Below are 25,986 nucleotides of genomic sequence, written 5' to 3' on the forward strand. Positions count from 1 at the left end.
TTCCCCCGGGCCATCCGTGAAGATGGCACCGGTGTGGGCGCTTTGCTGCCTCTTTCATTTGAACTATCGCCAATAATGGCGCTGTACAGACAGCCTCCTCTGGTTATTGTGAAGGAACCAGCTTAAGGTAGATGTTCTCCAGCAATTCAACGGTATGCTGCCATTCGTACATCTGCAGAGCATCGTTTCTTCCCTGCAGTCCAATGCTTGCGGCAAGAGCCGGATTACGGCCGATCTGCAGCATGAGCCTGGCAAAAGGAGCAGGGTCCCTGTATTGCTTCACCAGGTAGCCGTTACGGCCCGAATCAATAATCTCCCGGATTCCGCCGTTGCTGGAGGCGATGACCGGCAGGCCGGAGGCCATGGCCTCCACATTGACCAGCCCGAAGGCTTCATGGCGCTGGGAGGGACAGATGAAGCAGTCGGCTGCCTGGTATAGACTGTGAATCTCCTCGTGCGGGATATTGCCGAGGAAGGTCACCTGGACGCCCAGCCGACGGGCGAGTGACTTCAGCTGCCGCAGATACGGCGGCTGCCCTCTGCCTGCGATCAGCAGCCGGGCAGGCATATGCTGCTTCAGGCGGCGCATGGCCCGGATCAGCACATTCACTCCCTTGCGCGGAATGACCCGGCCCACGAACAGGACCGTGAAGCCGGGAGGGAGACCGTACAGCGTACGGAGGCGTGCCTTCTCCTGTGATGACACAGGGATGAAGCGCGACAGGTCCGCTCCCAGAGGAACAACGCTAAGCTTGCTGCGGATGCCGGGGAAGCGGCGGGTAAGCCGCTGCTGTAAGGAGCGGCTGTTGGCTGCGACCGCGTCTGCCAGGGCAAGGCTGCGGGCAATTTCGGGCCTGGCGGGCACGAACGTCAGAGAATGGAGGAACGCCAGCACCGGAGTGCCGGGGTGCTGCCGCTTCACGGCAGCCAGCAGCAGCGGCCGGTTATCAATCTGAATAAGATCATACGGCTCGGCGGCTTCCAGATATCCGAGGACGGAGCTGCGGTACCGGGAAGGGGTGCCGGAAGGCAGCCGGATGAACCTTACTTGCTCGGTCTCGGCAGTGTCAGGGAGTCCGGGGGCTCTCCGGCTCACAATGGTTACCTTATGTCTCCGGGCCAGTCTCCGCGCGATATTCCAGATGCAAATCTCCACAGAGCCGTTCCCTGGAACTGCGAACTGTTCCGGTGCAATAAGGCAGATGCGCATTGTGGATCTCCCCTCCCGCTGCATAATAGGTGATGTCCTTAACCTAACATATGCGTTCATGCCTGAGGAAGACACTGAAGCCGCAGAGAGCCGTCTGTCACTCTAGCTCCTGGTCTGCTTAAGAGTGGCGGCAATGACTCCGGCGACAGCCTGCTCATACTCTATAATCTTCAGCTTACCGGCTGCAATCTGCCTGTACCCGGAGACCATAGAGGATAAGGATTGCCCGGCCAGGGCTGGATTCTGCTTGCGGATTGCCGATTTGAAATCACTCCAGTCTGCGGTAAGCCGCTTGTTCAGCGCAGAGACTGCGCTTTTCTGCGACTTGATGGCGCTCTGCGGTCTGTCAATGCCTGCCAGGGTCTTGCGTGCTGCGGCCATCCGGCGGGTGCGGGTATCCTTCGCGGCCTTGAGCAGTGCCTCCTTGTCGCGTATCTCCTGGCGGGCTATTTGGACAAGCAGCTTCATGGCCTCAGACTGCGCCTTCAGGACGGAGTTCAGCGTCTTGTCCTTCAAGCCTTTGAGCAGCGAGATCCGCTTGTTGAGCGCGCTGTATTGATCGAACAGCGGCTGATAACGTTCCTTGGCACTGGCGACGGCTGCGCTCTGCCGTGTCACGGAAGCCAGATCAATGTTCTTGATGGACTCCCGGACTGCATTCAGCGCCTCTGCATTCTGATCGTGAAGAGTCCGGATCTGCACCTCCCGGCTGTCATATTGGGCAGACAGGGCGGTTAGTTCACTGAACTGGCTCTTCAGCCGGGCACGGACAGTACTATCCGCCGTTGCCGCCGTCAGGTCAAAAGAAGCCTGGACAGATGAGGTGATCACCGTTGCCGATGCAGAAGCAGAACCGGCAGGGGACGTCAGGACAATGATCAGGGACAGCAGCAACAGGAAGCCAGTCTTATACAACTTGTTCATTTCATTCCTCCGTTTGTTGTCCATGTCCCGGAAGCACAAAGAAGCACCCGCAGCAGAGGCCAACAGGCCTCTGTTACGGGTGCTTCCAGCGTAACGAGTCATGAATATGTATTTAACTTTTAATATAGGGACAAATTCTAGATTAGTCAATATTTACAATTTTAACTGTCTCTGTGCAAGGGAGGCTCCCGTTTCATTCCGTGCCTGTCTTAGCGTATACTGTGAGAGTAGAACGACAAGCGAAGAACAGCAGAGGGTCTGCAGCAGCGCGGGGCCCCCAGATGAAGGAGGCCGTATATAATGGAACACTTGGATGGGCGCTCTATTCAGAACATTATGAGGCTGCTATGAGCCGGAAGCCTTCTGGTCCGCGGCTCAAGGCAGAGGCGTATACCCAGTGGGAGACGGGGGTCGCTGCGCCTTCCTCTGCCTGCGGTCCGGCAACCATGGCCGCTCTTTTGGAATATTGGCACTCGCATAAGGGCAGGGTGTTTGTTCCGGGGTTCCGTCATTTTGGCTCCAAGGCCGCGCATATCAACTACATCTATACCCATCATGGCGGCACGCCCTGGGGAATGAGCGTACGCAGCTTTGTCAGAGGCCTCCGGGCGTATATCCGTCAAGCGGCTCCTCCTGGAGATGACCGCAACAGACGGGTTAAGGTATCCGTATTCAACGATATCGGGCGTTACAGAGCCGAGATTGATGCGGCGCGGCCTGTAGCCCTCAAATTCGATAAGTGGTTCAGCTTCCGCTGGCGGGGAAGCTATGTCTATGATTATCATTGGGTGCTGGGAATCGGTTATGAGGATCAGGCGGACGGCTCCTGTGCGCTCGTTGTCCATGACAACGGGGTGCGGCATCCGGGCGGCGCATATACCCCGGGCCGAGAACGGCAGATTTCGTATACAGCGAATACAAGCATACTTACGATGGTCTCGCTGGATCTGCCGGGAAGTCAGGAAGTCCCGTAAGCCCGGCGGCATATTGGCAGACAACCATAATCAACAGGGGTGCCAGGGTTACAGAGCGGACAGGGCGGGCAGAGCAGGTACCGTCCTCTTTCTGCTTTTCGGCATCCTGGTGCGGTTGAGTTCAAACGTTTGCACTAAGGAGAAGATTAGGATAAAATTTCATATGGAGAGAAGAAGTATTGTATAAATACCAGGAGTTGTGCCGTATATTTAGTTAAAGGTAAAGGAGGCGGTCTGCCTTGTCTGTACAGAAAGAAATGAAGGAACCGATTGATTACGGGGACCCGGCGGCTACCAGCGGAATATCCGTCTTTGACCGGAATTTCGACGAGCTGTTCAGCTATGACGGAGGTGATCTGGGGCTGAGCTATTCGGCAACCGGCTCTGCGTTTTGTTTGTGGGCCCCAACTGCCCAGGAAGCAGAACTAATACTTTATAAGTCTTGGCAGGACGCGGCGGGCCGGCGAATCCCGATGATCCGCGACGTTAGGGGAACCTGGAGAATCAACGTTCCGGGTGATCTGGACGGGATGTTCTATACCTATAGTGTGCGTATCGGTGATCTATGGAATGAAGCGGTGGACCCTTACGCCCGTGCTGTTGGTGTAAACGGGGACAGAGGTGCCATTCTTGATCTGCGCAAGACTGATCCGGAGCGCTGGACGCCGGACAAACCGCCACTCCATGACCCGGTGGATGCGGTGATCTATGAGCTTCATCTGCGTGACTTATCGGTTCATCCTGCCAGTGGAATTACCCATAAGGGACAATACCTGGGTCTTGCAGAGGCGGGAACCCGTGGTCCGGGAGGGATTGCCACCGGCCTGGATCATATTGCCTCGCTGGGCGTAACCCATGTGCAGCTGATGCCTGTCTATGATTATGCCACAGAGAGCGTGGATGAGACCCGCCTGGATGAGCCGCATTATAACTGGGGATATGATCCCAAGAACTATAATGCTCCTGAAGGCTCCTATGCCTCAGATCCATATGTTCCGGGCCTGCGGATACGTGAGCTGAAGACGATGATACAGGCGCTGCACGACAGGGGCCTGAGAGTCATCATGGATGTTGTCTATAACCATGTCTATGACGGGTTCCGCGTGAACTTCGCCAAGCTGGTTCCCGGATATTATCTGCGTTATACCAAGGATGGCCGGTTATCTAACGGCTCCGGCTGCGGGAACGATGTCGCCTCCGAGCGGAAGATGATGTCCCGCTTCATTGTGGAGTCTGTGCTGTACTGGGCCAAGGAATATCATATCGACGGCTTCCGCTTCGATCTCATGGGGCTTCTTGATACCGGTACGATGAACGAAATCCGCCGCCGTCTGGATGAGCTGGACCCCTCCCTGATCACCATAGGTGAAGGATGGGTGATGGATACGGCGCTGGCGGAGGATCTCCGGGCCAACCAGCGCCATGCCAATGAGCTGCCGGGCATCGGACACTTCAATGACGGCTTCCGGGATGCGGTGAAGGGCAATATATTCCTGCATGACCAGAAGGGCTTCATCAGCGGCGGCATCGGCTTCGAGCGGAATGTGAAGGCGGGGATTGCCGGAGCCATCTACTACGGGCCGGGCTTGGGGCAATACGCACAGGAGCCGGAGCAGTGTGTGAACTTCGTGGAATGTCATGACAATCATACGCTGTGGGATAAGCTGCTGCTGTCTACACCAGGGGTGGAGGAGGAGCAGCGCCGCGCTATGCACCATCTGGCCTCGGCTATGGTCCTGACGAGTCAGGGGATTCCCTTCATCCATGCCGGGCAGGAGTTCCTCAGAACTAAGGGCGGGCTTGAGAACAGTTTCAAATCACCGGTGGAATATAATTGGCTGGACTGGGAACGCTGCGCCGCCAACGCGGAATCTGTTGATTACATGAAGCGGCTGATCGCGCTGCGCGCTGCCCATCCGGCCTTCCGGCTGCGGACTGCCGAGGAGATCCGTGATCGGCTGGTCTTCGAGGAAGCTCCGGCGCATTCAGTGGCTTACACGCTCCGTGATCATGCCGGCGGAGATTCCGCGCAGCATTTGTACGTGCTGTACAATGCCAACCCGCAAGGGGTCAGCCTAAGTCTGCCCGAGCTGGGCGAATGGAGCATTTTGTTCGGCGAAGAGCATATCGGCGGGCTTGCGGGCGGTATTTTAGCGGCTGATGGAATTGGAATGATTGTACTGGCAGTGATCTAAAAGAATACATTGTACCGCAGAAGCAGACTGCCCCGGCAGTCTGTTTTTGGCGTGCTGATAATACAAAATATAAAGAGAAAAAAACTACTTCATCTGTCGTAGTAATTATGCTACAATGAACCTAATTACTACGACAGATGAAGTATAGGAGGCAGGCAATTGATCAGCAGTGACGTTATCCGGGGATACAACGATACGATGATCCTCTACATGCTTCTGGATGGGGAATCGTACGGCTACGAGATCTCCAAGAATATACGGAAGCTCTCGGAAGAGAAATACATTATGAAGGAGACCACACTATATTCCGCATTCACCCGGCTGGAGAAGAACGGATATATTGATTCCTTTTATCTGGATGAGACGTTCGGCAAAAGACGCACCTACTACCGCATCACTCCCCAGGGCCTGGCTTATTACCGTACCAAATGCGAGGAGTGGCAAGTCACCCAGGAAGTTATTAACAAATTCATAAAGGAGCTGTGAGGAACTTGGATACAATCATAGGATATCTGAACAATATGTTCGCTTCCCTGCCCAGAACGGAACAGATGCACAAGCTGAAGCAGGAGCTGCTCGGCAACATGGAGGAGAAATATTATGAACTGAAGCATGACGGGAAGTCGGAGAATGAGGCGGTAGGCATCGTTATTTCCGAATTCGGCAACATTGATGAGCTGGTCAGTGAGCTGGGGATCGGGGAGATCCATCAGGAAGAGAAGGTTGCGATGTTTCCCGAGCTTACGGAGCTTGAGACAGACGAATTCATTGCTGCCAAAAAAAGATCCGGCCTGCTTATCGGGCTGGGCGTGGGACTGATCATGGTGGGCGCCGGCCTGCTCATTCTGATTACAAGTTTGGCCGAGAACGGGTTTATGCGCTCTGTGCTCTCAGAGGATGCCATGAGCGTGATGGGAATCATCTTCTTCTTGATTCTGCTGGTTCCTGCCATTGCGATGTTCATCTACAGCGGATTGAAGCTGGAGAGGTTCAAATATATGGAGTCCGGGTTCAACCTGCCCTACCATCTGGAAGCAGAGATTCAGCATAGGCAGTCTGGATTTGCTGCAACGTACACGCTGTCCCTCATTATGGGAGTCTGCCTGATCGTCCTGTCGCCAATTGCTGTTTTTGTGGCTTCTGCCTTCGGGGATGACGCTTCCTCATATGGGGTTGTAGTCCTGCTTGCTGTGGTGGCTGTATCTGTCTTCCTCTTTGTCTATTACGGGAATATCCGGGGGGCCTACCAGATGCTGCTGAAGACCGGAGATTTCAGTACAGCCAAGAAGGAGGGGGAGGAGGACCGGGTAATCGGCGCGGTTGCCTCGATTGTCTGGCCGCTGGTCACCTGCGGTTTTCTGGTCAGCGGGCTTGTGTTCAATATGTGGCATATTAACTGGATTGTGTTCCCTGTGACGGGAATCCTGTTCGGGGTGTTCAGCTCCGCCTACAATCTGCTCAAGAAGAAGGATGCCGCCTGAATTCCGGTCTCTGAACCGCCTGCTGTAAAAGGGTGCTGTAAAAGGTGACATTGCTCATGTTCGCGCTTAGCGGATAGGTGGTAATATGAAGGCATTTATTCCCCTTATTTGAGCCGTGCAAGAGTCTGTACCGGGGTAATATCAACCCCCGTTGCAGCCTCTTGCTTCGCTGCTTTACAGTGACAGAATAACGGCCGGTGACTGAAGAGTATGCCTCTTTTTGAAGCCGGATGTGGGCATGAATGCCGCTAGACACAGGATCGGCGGCCAATCAGAGAGACTCGGAGGATGACAGGGATGGGTAAAACAACCGGATTTATCGAATATCAGCGGCGGACGCCTGCTGAATGTGAGCCTATGGAACGGATTAAGAACTGGAATGAATTCTCGGTTCCCATGGAGGAAGAACAGCTGCGGGAGCAGGGGGCCCGCTGCATGGATTGCGGAACACCGTTCTGTCATGTGGGCCGTCTGCTATCCGGGATGGCCAGCGGCTGTCCGCTGCATAACCTCATTCCGGAATGGAATGACATGGTATACCGCGGCAACTGGCAGGTAGCGCTGAAGCGCCTGCATAAGACGAATAACTTCCCCGAATTCACGGGACGCGTCTGCCCTGCGCCCTGTGAAGGTGCTTGTACCGTGGGGAAGACTGGTGATCCGGTAACGATTAAGTCTATTGAGAAGGCGATTGTAGATAGAGGTTTTGCTGAAGGCTGGATCGTACCGGAGCCGCCGCTTACCCGTACGGGCAAAAAGGTGGCCGTCGTAGGCTCCGGCCCTGCCGGGCTTGCCTGCGCTGCCCAGTTGAACAAGGCAGGACACAGTGTAACAGTGTATGAGCGGGCTGACCGGATTGGCGGTCTGCTGACCTACGGTATCCCGAATATGAAGCTGGATAAGAAGAAGGTGCAGCGCCGGGTGGATCTGCTGGCGGCAGAAGGAATTACCTTCGTCACCCGGACCGAGATCGGAAGAGATATTTCTGCAGCCCGGCTTCAGGAGGAGCATGATGCGGTGGTGCTCTGTGGCGGATCTACCAAGGCGCGGGAGCTTCCGCTAGAAGGCCGGGAGCTGCGCGGCATCCATCAGGCGATGGAGTTCCTGACGCTGAACACGAAGAGTCTGCTGGATTCCGGGCTCTCTGACGGGGAATATCTGTCGGCGGCAGGCAAGGATGTTGTCGTGATCGGCGGCGGAGACACGGGGACGGACTGTGTAGCCACTTCTATCCGCCATGGCTGCCGCAGCGTCATTCAGCTTGAGATTATGCCGCGCTCTCCACTCACCCGTCAGCCGGGCAACCCTTGGCCGGAGTGGCCGAAGGTGCTGAAGGTGGACTACGGACAGCAGGAGGCGGCTTCTCTGTATGAAGAAGATCCGCGCCGCTATCTGGTCAATACCAAGCGCTTTGTCGGCGACGCCGGCGGACAGGTGCAGGAGCTGCATACCGTTCGCATTGAATGGAAGCGCACGGAAGACGGGCGGATGGTACCGGTAGAGGTGCAGGGCAGTGAAGAGGTTATCCGGGCCCAGCTGGTGCTGCTGGCCCTGGGCTTCACCGGACCGGAAGATACGGTGCCGGGGCAGCTCGGCGTAGAGCGCGATGAGCGCTCCAACGTCAAGGCTGAATTCGGTGCGCAGGCAACGAATGTGGAAGGTGTCTTCACCGCCGGTGACATGCGGCGCGGCCAGAGCCTTGTGGTCTGGGCGATTGACGAAGGCCGCCAGGCGGCCCGTGAAGTGGACCGCTTCCTGATGGGCTCGTCCAATCTGCCCTGAGCCTGCTGCGTAAGTGAGGATAACAGCCGGACGCCCGCCAGGGCGTCTTGCTTTGCGTTAAGCCTGCTGAGGCATTTACAATGGATGCAGGTCGGCAGCATTCGATTGCTGCATATAATGCAGCTTTGGTTCAACGACGCCCGGGAGGCTAGGGGAAAGTTGCACAGAATGCAGGAATTTGTCCCGTGAATCCGCTTGGAGGGGATGAGAAGCTGTCTTTTATGCAACAATTTTGGATTAGGGGCAGAATTATGAACGGAATGTTGTATTTCGGGCATGAAGCAGAGAGGAAGTATGAAGATGAAACTGATGTTTATTTCCGATATTCACGGGTCCTTATACTGGCTGGAACAGGCTCTGGCGAAGGCGGAGGAGGAACAGCCGCACACGCTGGTGATTCTGGGGGACTTCCTGTATCACGGGCCGAGAAACCCGCTGCCGGAGGGGTATAATCCTCAAGGAGTCGCCGACATGCTGAATGCTTACGGCAAATCCCTGGTTGCTGTGAGAGGGAATTGTGATGCCGAGGTAGATCAGATGCTGTTGCAGTTCCCGATGATGGGCGACTACGTGCTGATTCTGCATGAGGGCCGCAAGATCTATGCTACGCACGGGCATGGGTTCAGCATCGACCGCTTGCCGGCGTTATCCCCGCAGGATGTGTTCATCCAGGGGCATACGCATGTACCGGTGGCGGATCTGAAGGAGGGCATTTATGTGCTTAACCCCGGATCAATCGCCCTGCCCAAAGACAACCACCCGAACTCCTACGGCATTCTGGAGAACGGTGAGTTCCGCATCAAGGATTTCGGCGGCAACATCATCAAGCAGATCCGCCTGTAGAATTGCCGCCCAACTCAGTTCCTCTGATTGTAATCCCTCTGGATATTTCCAGAGGGATTATTGCTCTCTGCAATTGAGCACCCCGGCATATTATTGTATGATGGGTGAGGAGCTTGAGGGTGTCTGCCCGGCTTCAAATATAAACAGCAGAGGTAACCAACCAAATGATGTATCCACGAGATTTAAACTATACAATGCCGGCAGAGTGGGCGAAGCATGAACGGACCTTCATTTCCTGGCCGGTGCAGGACTCCATGGTACATCCGGACAATCATGCCGCAGTAAGTGCAGGTTATGCCGGGATTATCCGGGCGATTGCGGAATTCGAGCCGGTGACTGTTATCGTCAATCCTGATGATAAGGAAGCGGTTGAGAAGCTGGCGCTTGGAAGCAATGTGACGCTGCTCCCGATCCGGCATAACGATGCCTGGCTGCGAGATAATGGCCCCACCTTTGTTGCCGGTCCCGAAGGCAAGCTGGCCGGGGTGAACTGGAAATTCAATGCCTGGGGCGGCAAATACTCGCCTTGGGATCTTGATGATGAGGTAGCTCCGCAGATCCTGAAGCATATGGATGTCAGCGTCTTCGATGCTCCGCTGGTGATGGAGGGCGGCTCCATTCATACCGACGGTGAAGGCACGCTGCTGACCACCGAGGAATGTCTGCTGAATACGAACCGCAATCCTGGGCTGAACCGCGAAGAGATTGCCGGTTATGTCAAGCAATATACCGGGACCGAGTCGATCATCTGGCTGAAGCGCGGCCTCAGCGGTGACGAGACGGACGGGCATGTCGATAACATTGCCTGCTTTGCTGCTCCGGGGAAGGTGATTATCCAGGTCTGCGAGGACCCGCAGGATGAGAACTATGCGATTTCGGAAGAGAACCTGCGCATTCTGGAGCAGGCTGTCGATGCCAAGGGCCGGAAGCTGGAGATTATCCGCATTCAGCAGCCGCCCCGTGTAGATTATGAGGGCAACCGCCTGACCCTGAGTTATCTGAATTTCTATTTCGTGAACGGCGGTATTATCCTGCCCGTCTTCGGCGGTACGGCGGCTGAGACGGACAAGCTTGCCGAAGAGACTCTGGCCGGGCTGTTCCCGGATCGCAGAATCCGCACGGTAGACGGAATGGCCGTGATCGGTGAAGGCGGGAACGTCCACTGCACCACCCAGCAGATGCCAGCGGTGAATTAGAGCCGCAGCTTCAAGTTCAAATCTTGAGTTCATAAGGAGGAACAACCATGAGACAAGTAAAAGTAGCCGCAACGCAAATGAGCTGTTCCGGCGACATTGATGAGAATATCCGCAAGGCCGAGACACTGGTGAGAGAAGCGGCAGCCCAAGGCGCGCAGATTATTCTGTTGCAGGAGCTGTTCGAGACACCTTACTTCTGCCAGAAGGAGAAGTCTGATTATTACGCCTATGCCACCGAGCTGGAGCAGAACAAGGCGGTGAACCACTTCAAGGCGATAGCCAAGGAGCTTGCGGTAGTGCTGCCGATCAGCTTTTATGAGAAAAAGAATTATGCGCGCTACAACTCGCTGGCTGTAATTGATGCCGACGGAACCGTGATGGGCAAGTACCGCAAGAGTCATATTCCTGACGGTCCCGGCTACGAGGAGAAGTTCTACTTCAACCCGGGCGATACCGGCTTCAAGGTGTGGAATACCCGTTATGCCAAAATCGGAGTCGGCGTATGCTGGGACCAATGGTATCCGGAAGCTGCCCGGGTGATGAGCCTGATGGGTGCAGAAATTCTGTTCTATCCGACAGCCATTGGCTCGGAACCGCAGGATGGCTCGATTGATTCCAAGGATCACTGGCAGACCTGTATGCTGGGGCATGCAGCCGCTAACCTGATCCCTGTCGTAGCCTCCAACCGGATCGGCAAGGAGATTGACGAGGATTCCAGCATTAACTTCTACGGTTCTTCGTTCATTGCCGGACCGCAGGGCAACAAGATTGTGGAAGCCGGGCGTGAGGAGCAGACGGTGCTGGTTAGCGAATTTGACCTTGATGCCCTTGAGGTAGGGCGGATTGAATGGGGGATTTTCCGTGACCGCCGTCCAGAGCTGTACCGGATGATTGCTTCCTATGACGGCGATCTGACCTTCTAACGATTCACCAATTGCAATCACTAGCAGCCGGAATGCTGCCGGGAGAGATTTCCCGGGGCATTCCGGCTATTTTTTTGGGAAAATAATAGGCCCCGGCTACAGGCGATGCGCTTCATTATCCTGCCCCAGGCCATCAAGCGGATGGTTCCGGCGTTCGGGAATGAATTCATCGTTCTTGTGAAGGATTCCTCGCTGCTGGCGCTGATTGCCGCACCGTAGATTATGTACTGGAGCAACACCATGAAAGGCCAGTATCTGCGGATTTGGGAGCCATATCTGACCGCTGCGCTGATCTATTTCATCCTGACCTACTCCCTCAGCAAGCTGCTTAATTATATCGAACGGAAGGTGTAGCCCAATATGGAGCCTATGATCTCAGTGGTGCACATGAGACGGGCTTCGCCCGTGAAGTGGGGCCGCCTGGGCAATTGTTCGGAAGTCCGTCACATGAACGTATGCGGGAGCTCCTGTCCAAGGTGCTGCGAGATTCGGCCAAAGTAGAATATTGTTATTTAATCGGTTATATTAGAAGAGTAAGAATTAGACATTAGGACCATGAATGAATAGCTGCCAGAGATGGCGGGGAGGAGGCTCTGGGATATCTTTTTTTAAAGTATAAGGATTAGGGAAGGTTCTGCATAATGATTTATCCTTATATTTCCGGCAGACAAGGTTAGGGTGCTTAGTAGAATGGCATACTATTACTGCTGGTCATAATTCAGAATGATAGAAGGAGAATACGATGAGCACATTCAAAAATTGGCTGAATACGACAAAAGCCGGACTGACAGAACAGGTTAAGAAATTTAAAAATAAAGACTTCATGAATGCTGTAGTGGCAGGCTGCGCACTGGTTGCGGCGGCTGACGGTAAGATTGAGGAATCCGAGAAGAACAAGATGGCGGGATACATGAATCTCAGCAATGAACTGAAGGTATTTGATATGAGAGATGTCATCGCCCAGTTCAATTTCTATGTGAGCAACTTCGAATTCTCGCCCGAAATCGGCAAGCAGGAAGCGCTCAAAGCGATTGCAAAATTCAGCAGCAAACCGGAAATTGGCCGCGTTATTGTAGGCGTATGCTCCGCGATTGGTGCGGCTGATGGTGACTTCGATGAGCATGAGAAAGCGGTTGTGCGGAATATCTGCAACGTGCTGTCACTTAGCCCTAGCGAATTCAGCCTGTAACCACAGGCTGAATTCGGCTGCCAAATAGGTGAAACTTAGGCGAATGATCGCCGTATGACTGATGTAGCACCATACGCAAACTTCTATTTGGAAACGGAGGTACTTCAAGTTGGCTGGAATCAATCTGGTAAAAGGACAAAAGATCGACTTAACCAAAGGAAATGCCGGTCTGTCTAACGTAATCGTAGGACTGGGCTGGGACCCTGCCGAACCGGCAAGAGGATTCTTTGGCGTCAAGAAACAGGCGAACGTGGACTGCGATGCCTCAGCGCTGCTGCTGAATGAGAACGGCAAGCTGACCAATAAGCTGAACCTTGTCTGCTTTCACAACAAACAGAATACGAACAACTCCGTGGTTCACTCGGGAGATAATCTGACGGGTGAGGGAGACGGGGACGACGAGCAGATTAATGTGAATCTGAAGTCGATTCCTGCCGATGTCCATAAGGTTCTGGTTGTAGTCAACATCTACGACGCTGTGAACCGCAAGCAGGACTTCGGGATGATCAAATCTGCGTATATCCGGATTATTAATGCGGCAGGCAACGCTGAATTGGTTAAATTTAATCTGACAGACAATTATACCGGCTTCACGGCACTGATCTGCGGTGAGTTGTACCGTCATGGCGAAGAGTGGAAATTCGCCGCCATCGGTGAAGGCGCCCACGCAGCGCATATCAATCAGCTGGCAGAACGGTATCTCTAAATCCAATTTGAGAAAAGAGGGCTCTATTCATGGCTATTAACTTATCCAAGGGACAAAAAATTGATCTGACCAAAACCAACCCGGGCTTGTCCAAAATCACAGTCGGCCTCGGATGGGATACGAATAAATACGATGGCGGCAAGGACTTTGACCTTGACGTATCCGTGTTCCTGACCAATGCGAGCGGTAAAGTCGATAAAGAAACCAACTTCATCTTCTTCAACAACAAACAGAACGAGAACGCTTCGGTTGTTCACACCGGCGACAACCGTACCGGTGAAGGCGACGGAGACGATGAGCAGATTCAGGTGGACCTGCTGAATGTCCCTGCGGATGTTGACAAAATTGCATTCACTATTACGATTTATGAAGCTGAAGCCAGAAGCCAGAACTTCGGACAAGTCTCCCGCTCCTATGTGCGTATCGTCAATGATGCGAACAGTGAAGAGCTGATCCGCTTTGACCTGGGTGAAGATTTCTCCGTTGAAACCGGCGTAGTTGTCGGCGAATTGTACCGTAATGGCGCAGAGTGGAAATTCAATGCGATCGGCAGTGGCTACAAGGACGGTCTCTCCGGACTGACCCGCGATTACGGTCTGCAATAAGACCAGGTTGATCTATGAATTAAATTTTTCAGGAAAGAGGGTTTTTGAACGTGACGATCAGTCTTTCCAAAGGTCAGCGGATTGATCTTACCAAAACTAATCCGGGCCTGACGAAGGTAGTTGTAGGACTGGGCTGGGATACGAACAAGTACAGCGGCGGCAAGGATTTCGACCTCGATGCTTCTGCATTTCTGCTGCATGAGGACGGCAAAGCCAAAGGTGAAAACGACTTTGTATTCTATAACAACCCAAGCGGCGGTACAGGCTCTGTAACCCATACAGGCGACAACCGTACCGGTGAAGGCGACGGGGACGATGAGCAGATCCTCGTAGACTTCAGCCTGGTGCCGGCGAATATTCAGCGTATCGGGATTACAGTTACCATCTATGATTATGAGACGCGGGCGCAGAACTTCGGACAAGTCTCCAACGCCTTCGTCCGTGTGGTCGATGCTTCGAGTGACCGCGAGATTCTGCGGTTCGATCTTGGTGAAGACTTCTCCACCGAGACTGCCGTTGTCTTCTGTGAATTCTACCGCCACGGGGCGGACTGGAAGTTCCAGGCGATCGGCAGCGGGTTTGCCGGCGGGCTAAGCGCCTTATGCAAGAATTATGGACTGGATGCACAGTAAGAGCTTCAAAGGCGGGATCATCATTCGATCCTGCCCTTTTTATACACAAAATCTAGTAATTTGCGCTCTTATCCATTTATAAAGGTGGCGTAAGAATGAATACAGAAGTAGTCAAAGGGCAGAAAGCCGACCTGACCAAAGGGAACCCGGGAATCCGCAGTGTGACTGTAGAGATCGGGTGGAAGGCCCCGTCTTCCATGGATATTGATGCCTCTGCCTTCCTGCTTGGGGCGCAAGGCAAAGTAAATAGTGACGATGATCTGATCTTCTATAATAACCCGTCCACCCCTTATATCAGATATAAGGATGTGCCGGGTACGGCTTCTGGAGGACTGAAGCAGTTTGAAGTCTCGCTGGATAAGATTCCTGCCAATATCATGAAGATTGCCTTCACGCTTACCCTGTATGATGGCGAGAACCGCAAGCAAATGTTCGGACAAATGAGCGAGGCGGAATGCCGGGTCCTGGATCAGGCGACAGGGTCGCAAATTCTGCGGTGTAACCTCGGAAATCAGTTCTCTGTAGAAACGGCTGTTGTGGTTGGAGAATTATATAGATACGGTGAAGAATGGAAATTCAGTGCGATTGTTGCAGGCTTCTCAGGCGGACTTAAGGCGCTGTGCGGCAACTATGGCATAGAAGTGGAGGACGAGCCTGCCCCCTCTTCCGCAGCGAAGCAGCCTGAGAAGGCGGCTCCGCCGCCGGAACGTACGCCGCTTCAAGTGCCGCCGCCCCGGGTGGAGCCATCCAGGCCGGCGCTTGTGATTCCTCCCCCGCCAGCACCTGCGCCTAAGCAGGAGACGCCGCCGCCGGGACTGAATCTCAATCTGAAGAAGATTGAGCTGAAGAAGAAGGGCGATTCCATCAACCTGAAGAAATCCGCTTCCGGCCTTGGTGAGCTCTTGATTAACCTGAACTGGAACCAGAAGCAGGGCGGAGGGCTGTTCAGCCGGAACAAGGGCGGGGTGGACCTGGATCTTGCCTGTCTGTATGAACTGAAGGACGGCAGTAAGGGAGTGGTGCAGGCACTCGGCAATGCGTTCGGCAACCTGCAGCAGCAGCCTTACATCATGCTCGATGGAGATGACCGGACCGGCTCCGTAACATCCGGCGAGAATCTGCGTATAAACGGAAGTAAGGTTGCACAGATTGAGCGAATTTTGGTGTTTGCCTTTATTTACAAAGGAGTTACCCATTGGTCTGAGGCGGATGGAGTGGTTACCCTGAAGCAGGATGGAGGACCGGATATTATCGTTAATCTGGACGAGCATAACAACCGTAAGGGCATGTGCGCCATCGCGCTGATCCGGAATGTGGACAATGAGACCTTCAGTATTGAACGGCTCGTGCAATATTTCAGCGGTCATAGGGAGATGGATGAGGCTTATGGCTGGGGGCTCCGCTGGGTAGCGGGCAGTAAATAATCTTATTTTACCGGAGGCGCAAGTGGAATGGACTGGTTCAGTGATTTTTTTAGGAGTATCGGTGAGAATTACGGGCATTTCTTCTCATGGAGTGATATTGCAGGAACGCTCTCCGACCCTGTAAGCTGGGGGATTATCGGAAGCCTGATTCTGCTGGAGGGTCTGCTGTCCGCTGATAACGCGCTTGTACTGGCGGTAATGGTTAAGCACCTGCCGAAGGAGCAGCAGCGTAAGGCGTTGTTCTACGGTATTATCGGTGCTTACGTATTCAGATTCCTGGCCATTGGTCTGGGGACCTATCTCGTCAAGTTCACGCTGGTTAAGGTGCTTGGAGCCTTGTATCTCTTCTACATTGCCTACAAAGGGCTGTTCAAGGGCAGCGGAGAAGAGGGAGAGATTAAGAATAAAGGCGCCTCATTCTGGAAGACGGTACTCCTGGTTGAATTAATGGATATTGCCTTCAGTATTGACAGCGTGGTAGCTGCATTCGGTCTTAGCAGTGAAGTATGGGTGCTCTTCCTGGGCGGTATCCTCGGCGTATTGATGATGCGCGGAGTGGCACAGGTGTTCCTCAAGCTGATTGCCAGATATCCTGAACTGGAACAGACGGCATTTCTGCTTATTGCACTGATTGCCGGTAAAATGCTTGCCGGAGCCTTCGGCTATGAATTGCCGCATGTCATTTTCTTCGGGATTCTGATTGCGGTGTTTGCGGGTACTATTCTATACAGCGCAAGCAAACGCAAAAAAGAGGAAAACCGCAAAGCCTGAACCATCTAAAAACCTGATTCATAAGTTCATATGTATAGCTGTACAGGAAGGCGGGGAGTTCACGGGAAGGGTGGACTCCGGCGTGCTTCCGGGTAATCGTTATATGTTGTAGCATGGCCTTTGCCTGGGTCTTGAGCAAGCCGGATGCCGTCCCCGAGAGGACGGCATCGCTGGTTCTGCTTGCTTGCAAATGGCTATTCGTTAGGTGCTTGGCACATCATTAAGGGGGAAGGGCCTTGAGATATTTCGATTACCTCACGCAAGAACAGGAGTCTTCATTATTCCATGTTCCGCCGGTTTCATTTGATCATACTACCCGCAAGGATTTACTGGCTTATGCCGTCGGAGCTGCCCTTTATATGCCTGCCACCCGCTCCAGTGTCGCTGAAGATATCATTAAGCTGAGAGCTTCGGGGCTTGTTACGGTAATTATAGATTTGGAGGATGCCATAGGTGACGGTGAAGTGGATTATGCCGAAGAATCTGTCGTAAGACATCTGGCCTTTCTCTCCGCTTATACCGAGAATGAACCGGAGCCGCACGGCAGCCTTCCGCTGTTATTCATCCGTGTCCGTAACCCGGCGCAGCTGCGGGAGCTGATATTTCGGCTGGGCTCTTTAATAACCATGCTGACCGGCTTCGTATTCCCCAAGTTCTCCGTAGAGAATGGTACAGAATACTTCGAGGCCATTGCCGATTACAATCACACGCGGAGTTATTCGGCTCCGGTGCTATACGGGATGCCGATTCTGGAGAATGCTCCGATCATCTACCGGGAGAGCCGGATGGACAGTCTGCTGGCGATCCGGGATCTGCTCGGGCAATACCGCGAATATGTGCTTAATGTCCGGATCGGAGCGACGGATTTCTCCAGCCTGTTCGGACTGCGGCGCAGCCCGGATATCAGTATCTATGACCTGACGCCGATCCGTGACTGTATGTCGGATATCATTAATGTGTTTGGCCGCGTGGAGGAGGGTTATGTCATCTCGGGACCCGTGTGGGAATACTTCGCCAGCAAAGGGCACCGGGTACTCCGCCCGCAGCTTCGTGAGACCCCCTTCGAGGATACCTATGGCAAGCATGGCCGCGAGATGCGCAATAATTTTATCTCCAGCTCAATGGACGGGCTGATCCGGGAAGTGATTTTGGACAAGGAGAACGGGATTGTGGGTAAAACCATTATTCATCCCTCCCATCTCAGACCCGTCCAGGCGATGTATACCGTGATGCACGAGGAATATGTGGACGCCTTAAGTATTGTAGACAGCAACGATGGCAGCCGCGGAGTGTTCAAGAGCGAATATTACAACAAAATGAACGAGATCAAGCCTCATTTGAACTGGGCCAGACGAATCTTATTACGATCTCAAATATACGGGGTGTTACATGAACAACAGCATTTTGTCGGATTACTACCCGAGAACGAATATACACACGTTTAATATCGTCGAGAATCTGCAGGTTACGGTAACCGAGACCTCCAACCCCTTTCATATGCCCGTGGACTCCTTATTCTCCATGGCCGCACGTATTAACAAGAAACGCTCTTTTCTGTTCGTCAGCAAAGTGCTGGGGAAGCATATTCCCGTAGGGCCTTATACACCGCTGCTTGGCGGCGCGGCGCTTGCCCTGCTGCTGTATCTGGAGAAGTGTGCGGATACCGCTGACCGGCAAGTGATGGACCAGCTGATGAATCAGGCTGTCCATGGCCTGATTCATCCTGAATGTGCCGAAGAGGCCTATCATGCGCTGCTTGCTGCGCGTCTGGTTCTGCCTCAGCCGGCCCTATTCATCGGGTTCGCCGAAACCGCTACCGCCTTGGGCCACAGCATGTACCATGTGTTCGCCGGCGGAGCGTCCTATATTCATACTACGCGTGAGAATATTCCTGAACTGGAATCGGTGGTCACCTTTGAAGAGGAGCATTCCCATGCGGTAGATCATTTCTGTTACGCCTTGGATGCCAAGCTGTTATCGGGAACGGAGCCCATTGTACTGGTGGATGATGAGATTACGACCGGGAATACGGCGATTAATATCATCCGGGATATCCAGTCCAAATTCCCGCGCAGGGAATTTGTAGTGGCATCGCTGCTCGATTGGCGGAGTGCCCGCAATATTCAGGCTTACCATGATCTGGAGCAGGAGCTGGGTATAAGGATTACCGCACTATCCCTGCTGCAGGGAAGCATTCAGGTTGAGGGAACGCCGCTGCTGCAGGCGGCGGCCGGAAGCGCGGCTGAAGCCTCCGCTGGAGGTGCAGAGCTTGTAACCACTTATGTGCGGGATGGCCTGGAACGGCTGCCTGTAACCTCTGTGGATGCACAAGGCGTGATCAATCCGGCGACATATCTGAAGCTCAGCGGCCGCTTTGGCCTGAAATCAGAGGATAATGTGCAGCTTGATGCCGGTGTAAGCCGCGTGGCAGAGCAGCTCCGGAACTTGCGGGAAGGCTCCCGTGCCCTGGTGATGGGAGTAGGCGAGTTCATGTACCTGCCGATGCGGATTGCGGCGGAGATGGGTGAAGGCGTATCTCATCAGTCCTCTACCCGCAGCCCGATCCATCCGGAACGGCGGGCGGATTACGGTGTGCACAGCGCCGCCGCGTATCCGTCCGCAGGAGATACGGAGATTATGAATTTCATCTATAATGTTGAACCTGGCCAGTATGATGATATCTTCGTCCTGCTTGAGCGTGAGGTGCCCCGGCAGCGTATGGAGCCGATGACGGATATTTTACAGCGGCTGGCGGGCAACAAGGTACATCTTGTTATACTCACCCCAGAACCAGACACGGGAGGCTCACGGCTATGAAGGGAATAGAGACCGAAGCGATTAGGAATAGAAGAATAACCCCTCCGGTTCCGCTGGGCAGCTACCCTGCCTCCGATGTTACCTTCCTGCTGAAGGACCTCAGCGATGTGTCTCTGGAGCGGGGAACGGCCGAGCGGGAGGAAGCGATCCAGTCGGGAGTGCATTATTCGGAGATGCTTCCTGTGGAATACCAGCCGACAGAGCAGTATATCGAATTATTCCATGATACGCTGCAGCATACCGCCAGGAAGGTGGCGCTGGCTGTGGCGGTTGTATCGGAGATGATCGTAGCCCGGCGGGGGACCGCGAAGACCGTGCTGGTCTCCCTGGCGAGAGCAGGTACCCCTATTGGCGTACTGATCAAACGTTATATTCTTGAGCAATATGCAGCGGATCTGCCGCATTATAGCATCTCGATTATCCGCGGTAAGGGGATTGATGAGAATGCAGTGCTGTATATGCTGCAGCAGCACGGAAGGGATGCCGAGCTGCAATTCATTGACGGCTGGACCGGCAAGGGAGCTATCCGGCAGGTATTGATCGAGGCTTGTGAGAGCATGTACAACAAATATGGCATTACGCTGAATGATGATTTGGCCGTACTCGCTGATCCAGGATATTGCTCGGGAACCTTCGGTACCCGGGAGGATTATCTGATTCCAAGCGCTTGCCTGAACTCTACCGTATCCGGTCTGATGAGCCGCACCGTGCTGCGTGACGATCTGATCGGGCCGGAGGAATTCCACGGAGCCAAATTCTACAAGGAATGGCTGGACAGTGATCTGTCCAATGTATTCATTGATGCGATTGTCCCGTATTTCCCTGAAGTCGCGGCAGAGGCGCACCGGTTGGCTAAGGAGATGCGTGAGCATCCGCCGGAGATTACCTGGCAGGGCTTGGCGGATATCCGCAGTATTCAGGAAGCCTTCGGCATTGATAATATCAATCTGGTGAAGCCGGGCGTTGGCGAGACCACACGCGTGCTCCTGCGAAGAGTACCCTGGAAAATACTTGTCGATACGATAGACAATCCCAACCTGCGGCATATCCTGCTGCTGGCCGAAGACCGGGGCGTACCAGTAGAGGTCTATCCGGGCCTGACGTACTCCTGCTGCGGAATCATCAAGCCGCTGAAAGGGGAGAGTGAATGATCTACGCCAGCGATCTGGATCGGACCCTGATCTATTCTCTTAGCGCGATAGGAGTTCCGGAAGATACGCCCGGCCTGGTGCCCGCAGAGGTTGTAGACGGCAGAACGGTCTCCTATATTTCACAGCACGCTCTGGACAGGCTGAAGGAGCTTGCGGCGAAGATTGTGTTCATGCCGGTGACTACCCGCACCATTGCACAATACCGGCGGATCAACTTGTTCCAGGAGACGGTCATTCCGGATTACGCGATTACCAGCAACGGAGGGAATATTCTTGTGAACGGGGTGCTCGATCAGGACTGGCGGTCGGCGGTCGGCCGTCTGGTGGAGCGTGGTTCGGCTCCGGCTGAGGAGGCTGGAAGGATCGTCCGCTCCGTGGTCCGGGCAGAATGGATTATCAGCGAACGGTACTGTGATGAACTGTTCTACACCTTCCTCGTGCACCGTGATTCGTTGCCGCTGGATGAGATTAGCCGTATGGCGCAGCGGCTCGAGAATCTGGGCTGGAGGGTATCCCTGCAGGGGCGCAAGCTCTATATTGTGCCGGAGGCTGTGAACAAAAGCGATGCCATTCTTCATGTCCGCCGCACAGTTCATTCGGAGCCGATGGTGGCCTCGGGCGATTCCCTTCTGGATAAAAGCCTGCTGGCCGCCGCAGACTATGCCATTGCCCCCTGTCACGGAGAAATATTTGCCGAGCAGCAGGCAGGTCTAGTAAACTTAGAGTATCCATTTACGGAGCAATCGGGTGTTTTTGCCGGGGATGAGATTATGCAATATGTTCAAAGGATCTATAATAATTTGACAGCATTGGGAGTTGGCCCACCACCATGAAAAAAGTAAATATATATTTCAACCGCTGGTTCTCCGTGGCTTATCATTACATGAATCTCATCCGGAGCAATGAAGACGGCCTCCCGGTTCAAATCTTCGCCACCCATCCGGATATCCACCATATGTCGCTGCAAGGCGCAGATGTGGCCGGAACCGAGCCTGCGCTTGAAGGCATCGAATATGTGCAGTTCTGCGTGGATTTCTGCCGCCGGAATGAGATTGATCTCTTCATCCCCCGGCTGCATATGCTGGATATTGCCCTGCATGCTTCCCTGTTCGATGACATCGGGACGAAGGTGCTGGTCTGCCGTGATCTGGACCTGCTGGAGATGATCATGGACAAAGGCAAGTTCTATGAGAGTGTGAAGGCTACCGGGATTATGACGATTCCAGATTATCATGTGGTTAGTAATGCGGAACAATTCAGGGAAGCTTATGAGGATCTCGCTGCCAAAGGACATAAGGTCTGCTTCAAGCCTACCGAAACAGAAGGCGGCCTCGGCTTCCGGATTATAGATAATGACCGCAGTCCTCTGGAGGAGCTGTTCGGCCATGTGACACCGCTGATCTCCTTCGAGGAGGCCTACCGTATTCTTGCGGATGCCGGAAGCTTCCCTAACCTGATGGTGATGGAGCTTCTGGAGGGCTACGAATACAGCATTGACTGCCTGTCGGATGAGCACGGCAGCCTGCTGGCCGCAGTACCCCGCCGTAAGGCTGGCGGCCGTCTGCGGCTGATGGAGCATATTCCGGAGCTTGCGGAGGTGGCCCGCCGGGTGGCTGAGACCTACCGGATTCCCTTCAATTTCAATATCCAGATGAAATACAGCGGTGACGTTCCCAAGCTGCTGGAGATTAACCCGCGGATGTCCGGCGGTCTGCATGTCACTTGTCTGTCCGGGATCAACTTCCCTTATCTGGCGGTCAAAAGCGCGCTCGGCGGCGAGGTTCAGCCTGCCGGGTTCGAGCATAACGTCCTGGCAAGCCATGTCGAGCAGCCGCTGATTATGAAAATAAACGGAGAATCCGTAGTTGCGGATTCTGTGAATGGAGCGTGAAGCATTCACGCTCATAAGAGGTGAGAGGAATGCAAGCTAAATTCAAGGTACTGGCTTACGCCGGTGCCGGTTATGTCGTAGCCGTACTGACCGGCGGATTCCTGCCTGAGCTGGTCTCGCTGCTGTTTCCTGTGATCGGAGCCGCGCTTGCGGTGCCCGAGTTCAGGCGCAGCAGAGTGAATCTCCCGGTAGAGGTTATTCCTGCCGGGCAAGAGCCGGAGGCTATCCCTGCGGCTGCGCCAGCAGCACCTCAGGCACCGGCTGGTGCCGCAGCCGCAGCAGGTCTGCCCGCCGCAGCAGGACAGGCCCCTTTGGCCCAGGCGGGAGCCGGGCACAGGGAGGAAGTGCGGATCGGAGCAGAGTTCGCTCCGGTGGTGGAGTATCTGGGCATCCTGGAGGACATGATTATCTCCGAAGGGCAGAAGGATACACTGGACAATGAGATTGTCGAGAAGTCGCTGGCGCTGTTCGCCAGGCTGCAGCGCGTCATTCCGCTGCTGCAGGAGCTGGGCAACGGCGATATCAACCATACCGTGCGCAGGCTGGTGCTGAAGGATCTCAATGGTGTTATCAACCCGTTCCTGCGCCTGGGCGGTGAAGCCAAGACAAGAAACCGGAGAATGCTGCTGAACGGTCTGCGCGATGTCGATGCCAAGATATCCGATATTGCGTCTACGATCGAACATAAAGACCTGATGGAACTTCAGACCAAGGCGGAACTGATTCATCAGCGTTATAGCAGTTCCGAACTATAGGAGGAGGAGAACCATGTCCACGCAGTTGATCGAGCTGAGAAAAGAAGATGAACAGAAGGTCGTAGAGGAAGCTTCCCAGTTGATTGAGAAGGTAGCCAAGACAGACACCGTAGCCCTGGATTCCCTGATGGACGATATCGGCAAGCTTGGAGTGAAGACGCAGGAGAAGGCAGGGCAAACCCTGAAGCTGCTGGATCGTCCGGTCAATGACCTGATGAGCGGCAAGCGGGTGGAAGTGCCGAATATGATCATGAAGCTGCGTAATGAGTGCGAGACGCTCCAGCAGAGCAAGAATGTAAGCTTTTTCGGCAAAATGCTGCGCAAGAGTCCGCTCAAGAATTACGTCTACAAATATCAGTCTGTCCGCACCAACATTGATGCCATCATCACCGGTCTGCGGGACGGCCGCGATACGCTGGAAGAGAGCATCGTCAATATGCGCCAGCTGAAGCGGACCTCGATGGAGGAGATTTATAACCTGCAAACGAAGATTGCCTTCGGCAATAAGCTGAAGGAGCTGTTCGAGGCAGAGATCGCCAAGCCGGAGAACGAATTCCGCAAAGCGTACCTGGAACGGGGACTGCGCAAGGTGATGGTGCGGATTCAGTCCATGACCGAGATGATTCTGCTCTACAATCAGGCGATTGCCGCAACGGATATCATCAATGACAACAACGACAAGCTGATTGATTCCGTGAACAATGCCATTGATAAGACCTCTAACCTGATCACCGTCTCGGCGATGATTGCCATGTCCCTGGCCGATCAGGAGAATGTCATTAATGCGGTAGAAGCTACCAACAAGACCATCGAAGATCAGTTCAAGGAGAATGCACGGCTGCTGCGTACGACTACCGAGAAGACCACGGAGCTGCTCTCCAAGCCGTCCATGTCGCTCGAAGCCGTCAATCAGGCCATTGGCGATCTGCTCAGTGCTCTGGATACCTCGGAGCAATCCAACCGGCGGATTATCGAGAGCTGTCAGGACTATACGTCCAAAATGACGACCATCAACACTCAGCTCAACAACCGGCTGGGACTGAATGAGGGATCGCAGCCGCAGGCCTTGAAGCAGGCGGAGAACGGGCTGAGCAGCTTTTTGAACTGATGGTTTGATTCGTCCCCCATTCATATTGCTCCACTCTTCCACATAAGTTGTCACTAAGGCGACCTATGGAGAAAGAGGGGATAAGCGGATGATTCTGGGGTGTTTGATAGTGGTGCTCATCGTCGTAGCCAGCAGTGAGAAAGCGGAAGCTATCGCCAGGCTGAATGATCCGGATGAGAATAGCCTGTGATGCGGATGCGGGGAGTGCACGGATTCCATACATTTTTGACGCGCTGTGATTCAAGCAATTTCCAGTGGTTTATTGGGTATAATAACCTGGAGGCTGCCTGTCAGTCTCCGTATCACTGAAAATATGAAGCGAAGACGGAGGTCAAATGGAGAACGAGGCACTGCTGCAGGTGGAGAAGCTGGCACTTAAGAAACAGAAAATTTTCCGGCAAAGCGTATTCCGGTATATTGCCAGAGCCATGCTCGCCAGCATGTTTATCGGATTCGGCGTAATCGTAGCCTTTAAGACCGGCAACTTTTTCTACATGGAACAATCGCCGATGACTTATCCGATGGCTGCGATCACGTTCGGCGCAGCCATCATCCTGATTTCCTACGGCGGGGGAGATTTATTCACCGGGGATACCTTCTATTACACCTATGCGGCATTGCGGCGCAAGATGGCATGGACCGAGGTAGTGCGGATGTGGGTGGTAAGCTACCTGGGCAACATTCTTGGGGCAACGGCCTTCGCATTGCTTATTTTTTTGACCGGATTGTTCTATGACTCGTCGGTGAACGGGTTCCTCCTGAATGTGGTTGCCCACAAGATGGAAGCTCCGGCGATGCAGCTGTTCTTCCGGGCGATTCTTTGTAACTGGCTCGTGTGCCTGGCATTCTTCGTACCGATGTCGATGAAGAACGACGGGGCCAAAATGTTCGCCATGGTTCTATTCGTATTCTGCTTCTTCATCTCCGGGTATGAGCATAGTATTGCCAACATGTGTACCTTCGCGATTGCCCTCGTCCTGGATCACCCCGGCACTATCTCCTGGGGAGGCGTTGTGCATAATCTCGTCCCGGTTACGCTGGGCAATCTCATCGGCGGCGGTGTGCTGATGGGCGTGATGTATTACTATGTGAACAAGCCGTTCCTGGATGAGGAGTCCCACTAAGGAGGCGCAGGGTTGCTTGCGCCTGTGGCCGTCGTTATCCGGGTCGAGAGGGAAGAGAACGGACAGGGCGGCTCCGAACATAGCAGTTGGAAAAAAGGCATTTAATTCTGCCAAAATAGAGTGTTACGGATAAGCAGTTGGAAAAAATACACCTAATCGACCGAACCCTAGAAGTTTAGCGGGAATCGGACCGATGAAGTGTTGTTTTTCCAACTATTTTTTTGTAAGTGTCCCAGCACGCCAAATTAGATGTACAATTTCCACTTGAATAAACTTTCCGCGTCT

Annotated in this window: 24 protein-coding genes and 1 pseudogene; 23 read left to right on the forward strand and 2 right to left on the reverse strand. The window is 53.9% G+C overall.

Annotation, left to right across the window (positions count from 1 at the left end; all coding sequences use genetic code 11):
* Nucleotides 1-103: 103 nt before the first annotated feature.
* A complete protein-coding gene (locus KDC22_RS01805) occupies nt 104-1,210 on the reverse strand; it encodes a glycosyltransferase family 4 protein (protein WP_211721888.1) in 1,107 nt (368 codons plus the stop codon).
* A gap of 102 nt (nt 1,211-1,312) precedes the next feature.
* Entirely contained in the window at nt 1,313-2,134 is an 822-nt protein-coding gene (locus tag KDC22_RS01810) for a hypothetical protein (RefSeq protein WP_211721889.1), read from the reverse strand.
* Between the two features lie 221 nt (nt 2,135-2,355).
* On the opposite strand from KDC22_RS01810, the gene KDC22_RS01815 reads away from it, so the two are divergent.
* From KDC22_RS01815 to KDC22_RS01925, 23 genes and pseudogenes are all read left to right on the forward strand, one after another.
* Complete coding sequence (locus KDC22_RS01815) at nt 2,356-3,108, forward strand: C39 family peptidase (protein WP_211721890.1); 753 nt, start codon at nt 2,356-2,358, stop codon at nt 3,106-3,108.
* Between the two features lie 239 nt (nt 3,109-3,347).
* Entirely contained in the window at nt 3,348-5,303 is a 1,956-nt protein-coding gene (gene pulA / locus KDC22_RS01820) for a type I pullulanase (protein ID WP_211721891.1), read from the forward strand.
* Nucleotides 5,304-5,462: 159 nt separating this feature from the next.
* The gene (locus KDC22_RS01825; RefSeq protein WP_076243519.1) at nt 5,463-5,789 is read left to right on the forward strand and encodes a PadR family transcriptional regulator; all 327 of its coding nucleotides are present in this window, start codon (nt 5,463-5,465) and stop codon (nt 5,787-5,789) included.
* A 5-nt stretch (nt 5,790-5,794) separates the two neighbouring features.
* Nucleotides 5,795-6,784 carry a permease prefix domain 1-containing protein gene (locus KDC22_RS01830; protein ID WP_211721892.1) on the forward strand — a complete coding sequence of 330 codons (990 nt, stop codon included), beginning with the start codon at nt 5,795-5,797 and terminating at the stop codon, nt 6,782-6,784.
* A 297-nt stretch (nt 6,785-7,081) separates the two neighbouring features.
* Nucleotides 7,082-8,566 carry a glutamate synthase subunit beta gene (locus KDC22_RS01835; protein WP_211721893.1) on the forward strand — a complete coding sequence of 495 codons (1,485 nt, stop codon included), beginning with the start codon at nt 7,082-7,084 and terminating at the stop codon, nt 8,564-8,566.
* A 300-nt stretch (nt 8,567-8,866) separates the two neighbouring features.
* Nucleotides 8,867-9,409 carry a phosphodiesterase gene (gene yfcE, locus KDC22_RS01840; protein ID WP_211721894.1) on the forward strand — a complete coding sequence of 181 codons (543 nt, stop codon included), beginning with the start codon at nt 8,867-8,869 and terminating at the stop codon, nt 9,407-9,409.
* A 167-nt stretch (nt 9,410-9,576) separates the two neighbouring features.
* The gene (locus KDC22_RS01845) at nt 9,577-10,605 is read left to right on the forward strand and encodes an agmatine deiminase family protein (protein WP_211723859.1); all 1,029 of its coding nucleotides are present in this window, start codon (nt 9,577-9,579) and stop codon (nt 10,603-10,605) included.
* 47 nt (nt 10,606-10,652) lie between these two features.
* Nucleotides 10,653-11,528, forward strand: coding sequence for an N-carbamoylputrescine amidase (aguB, locus tag KDC22_RS01850; protein ID WP_173135099.1), 876 nt, complete (start codon nt 10,653-10,655; stop codon nt 11,526-11,528).
* A gap of 96 nt (nt 11,529-11,624) precedes the next feature.
* Nucleotides 11,625-11,882: pseudogene (locus KDC22_RS01855) on the forward strand (ABC transporter permease subunit); the annotation flags it as partial.
* A gap of 388 nt (nt 11,883-12,270) precedes the next feature.
* Complete coding sequence (locus KDC22_RS01860) at nt 12,271-12,717, forward strand: tellurite resistance TerB family protein (protein ID WP_173135096.1); 447 nt, start codon at nt 12,271-12,273, stop codon at nt 12,715-12,717.
* Between the two features lie 109 nt (nt 12,718-12,826).
* Entirely contained in the window at nt 12,827-13,423 is a 597-nt protein-coding gene (locus tag KDC22_RS01865) for a TerD family protein (RefSeq protein ID WP_173135093.1), read from the forward strand.
* A 29-nt stretch (nt 13,424-13,452) separates the two neighbouring features.
* Complete coding sequence (locus KDC22_RS01870) at nt 13,453-14,028, forward strand: TerD family protein (RefSeq protein WP_173135090.1); 576 nt, start codon at nt 13,453-13,455, stop codon at nt 14,026-14,028.
* A 50-nt stretch (nt 14,029-14,078) separates the two neighbouring features.
* A complete protein-coding gene (locus KDC22_RS01875; RefSeq protein ID WP_173135087.1) occupies nt 14,079-14,660 on the forward strand; it encodes a TerD family protein in 582 nt (193 codons plus the stop codon).
* Nucleotides 14,661-14,755: 95 nt separating this feature from the next.
* Nucleotides 14,756-16,084 carry a TerD family protein gene (locus tag KDC22_RS01880; RefSeq protein ID WP_173135084.1) on the forward strand — a complete coding sequence of 443 codons (1,329 nt, stop codon included), beginning with the start codon at nt 14,756-14,758 and terminating at the stop codon, nt 16,082-16,084.
* A 27-nt stretch (nt 16,085-16,111) separates the two neighbouring features.
* Entirely contained in the window at nt 16,112-16,855 is a 744-nt protein-coding gene (locus tag KDC22_RS01885) for a TerC family protein (protein ID WP_211721895.1), read from the forward strand.
* A 236-nt stretch (nt 16,856-17,091) separates the two neighbouring features.
* Nucleotides 17,092-18,300, forward strand: coding sequence for an HpcH/HpaI aldolase/citrate lyase family protein (locus KDC22_RS01890; RefSeq protein ID WP_173135078.1), 1,209 nt, complete (start codon nt 17,092-17,094; stop codon nt 18,298-18,300).
* 76 nt (nt 18,301-18,376) lie between these two features.
* Nucleotides 18,377-19,672: a phosphoribosyltransferase family protein gene (locus tag KDC22_RS01895; protein ID WP_211723860.1), complete on the forward strand. Its 1,296-nt coding sequence runs from the start codon at nt 18,377-18,379 to the stop codon at nt 19,670-19,672.
* Nucleotides 19,669-20,823, forward strand: a complete 1,155-nt coding sequence (locus tag KDC22_RS01900; protein WP_173135075.1) for a cysteine protease StiP family protein — start codon at nt 19,669-19,671, stop codon at nt 20,821-20,823. Before KDC22_RS01895 ends, KDC22_RS01900 begins: the two co-directional genes overlap by 4 nt.
* Entirely contained in the window at nt 20,820-21,656 is an 837-nt protein-coding gene (locus tag KDC22_RS01905; protein ID WP_211721896.1) for an HAD family hydrolase, read from the forward strand. Before KDC22_RS01900 ends, KDC22_RS01905 begins: the two co-directional genes overlap by 4 nt.
* The gene (locus KDC22_RS01910) at nt 21,653-22,714 is read left to right on the forward strand and encodes an ATP-grasp domain-containing protein (RefSeq protein ID WP_173135069.1); all 1,062 of its coding nucleotides are present in this window, start codon (nt 21,653-21,655) and stop codon (nt 22,712-22,714) included. Before KDC22_RS01905 ends, KDC22_RS01910 begins: the two co-directional genes overlap by 4 nt.
* A gap of 29 nt (nt 22,715-22,743) precedes the next feature.
* The gene (locus KDC22_RS01915; protein WP_211721897.1) at nt 22,744-23,469 is read left to right on the forward strand and encodes a hypothetical protein; all 726 of its coding nucleotides are present in this window, start codon (nt 22,744-22,746) and stop codon (nt 23,467-23,469) included.
* A 13-nt stretch (nt 23,470-23,482) separates the two neighbouring features.
* Nucleotides 23,483-24,577: a toxic anion resistance protein gene (locus KDC22_RS01920; protein ID WP_173135063.1), complete on the forward strand. Its 1,095-nt coding sequence runs from the start codon at nt 23,483-23,485 to the stop codon at nt 24,575-24,577.
* A 335-nt stretch (nt 24,578-24,912) separates the two neighbouring features.
* Complete coding sequence (locus KDC22_RS01925; RefSeq protein ID WP_173135060.1) at nt 24,913-25,701, forward strand: formate/nitrite transporter family protein; 789 nt, start codon at nt 24,913-24,915, stop codon at nt 25,699-25,701.
* The last annotated feature ends 285 nt before the right edge of the window (nt 25,702-25,986 follow it).

Origin of the sequence: Paenibacillus tritici (assembly GCF_018207515.1) — a bacterium.
Taxonomy (GTDB): Bacteria; Bacillota; Bacilli; order Paenibacillales; family Paenibacillaceae; genus Paenibacillus_AQ; species Paenibacillus_AQ tritici.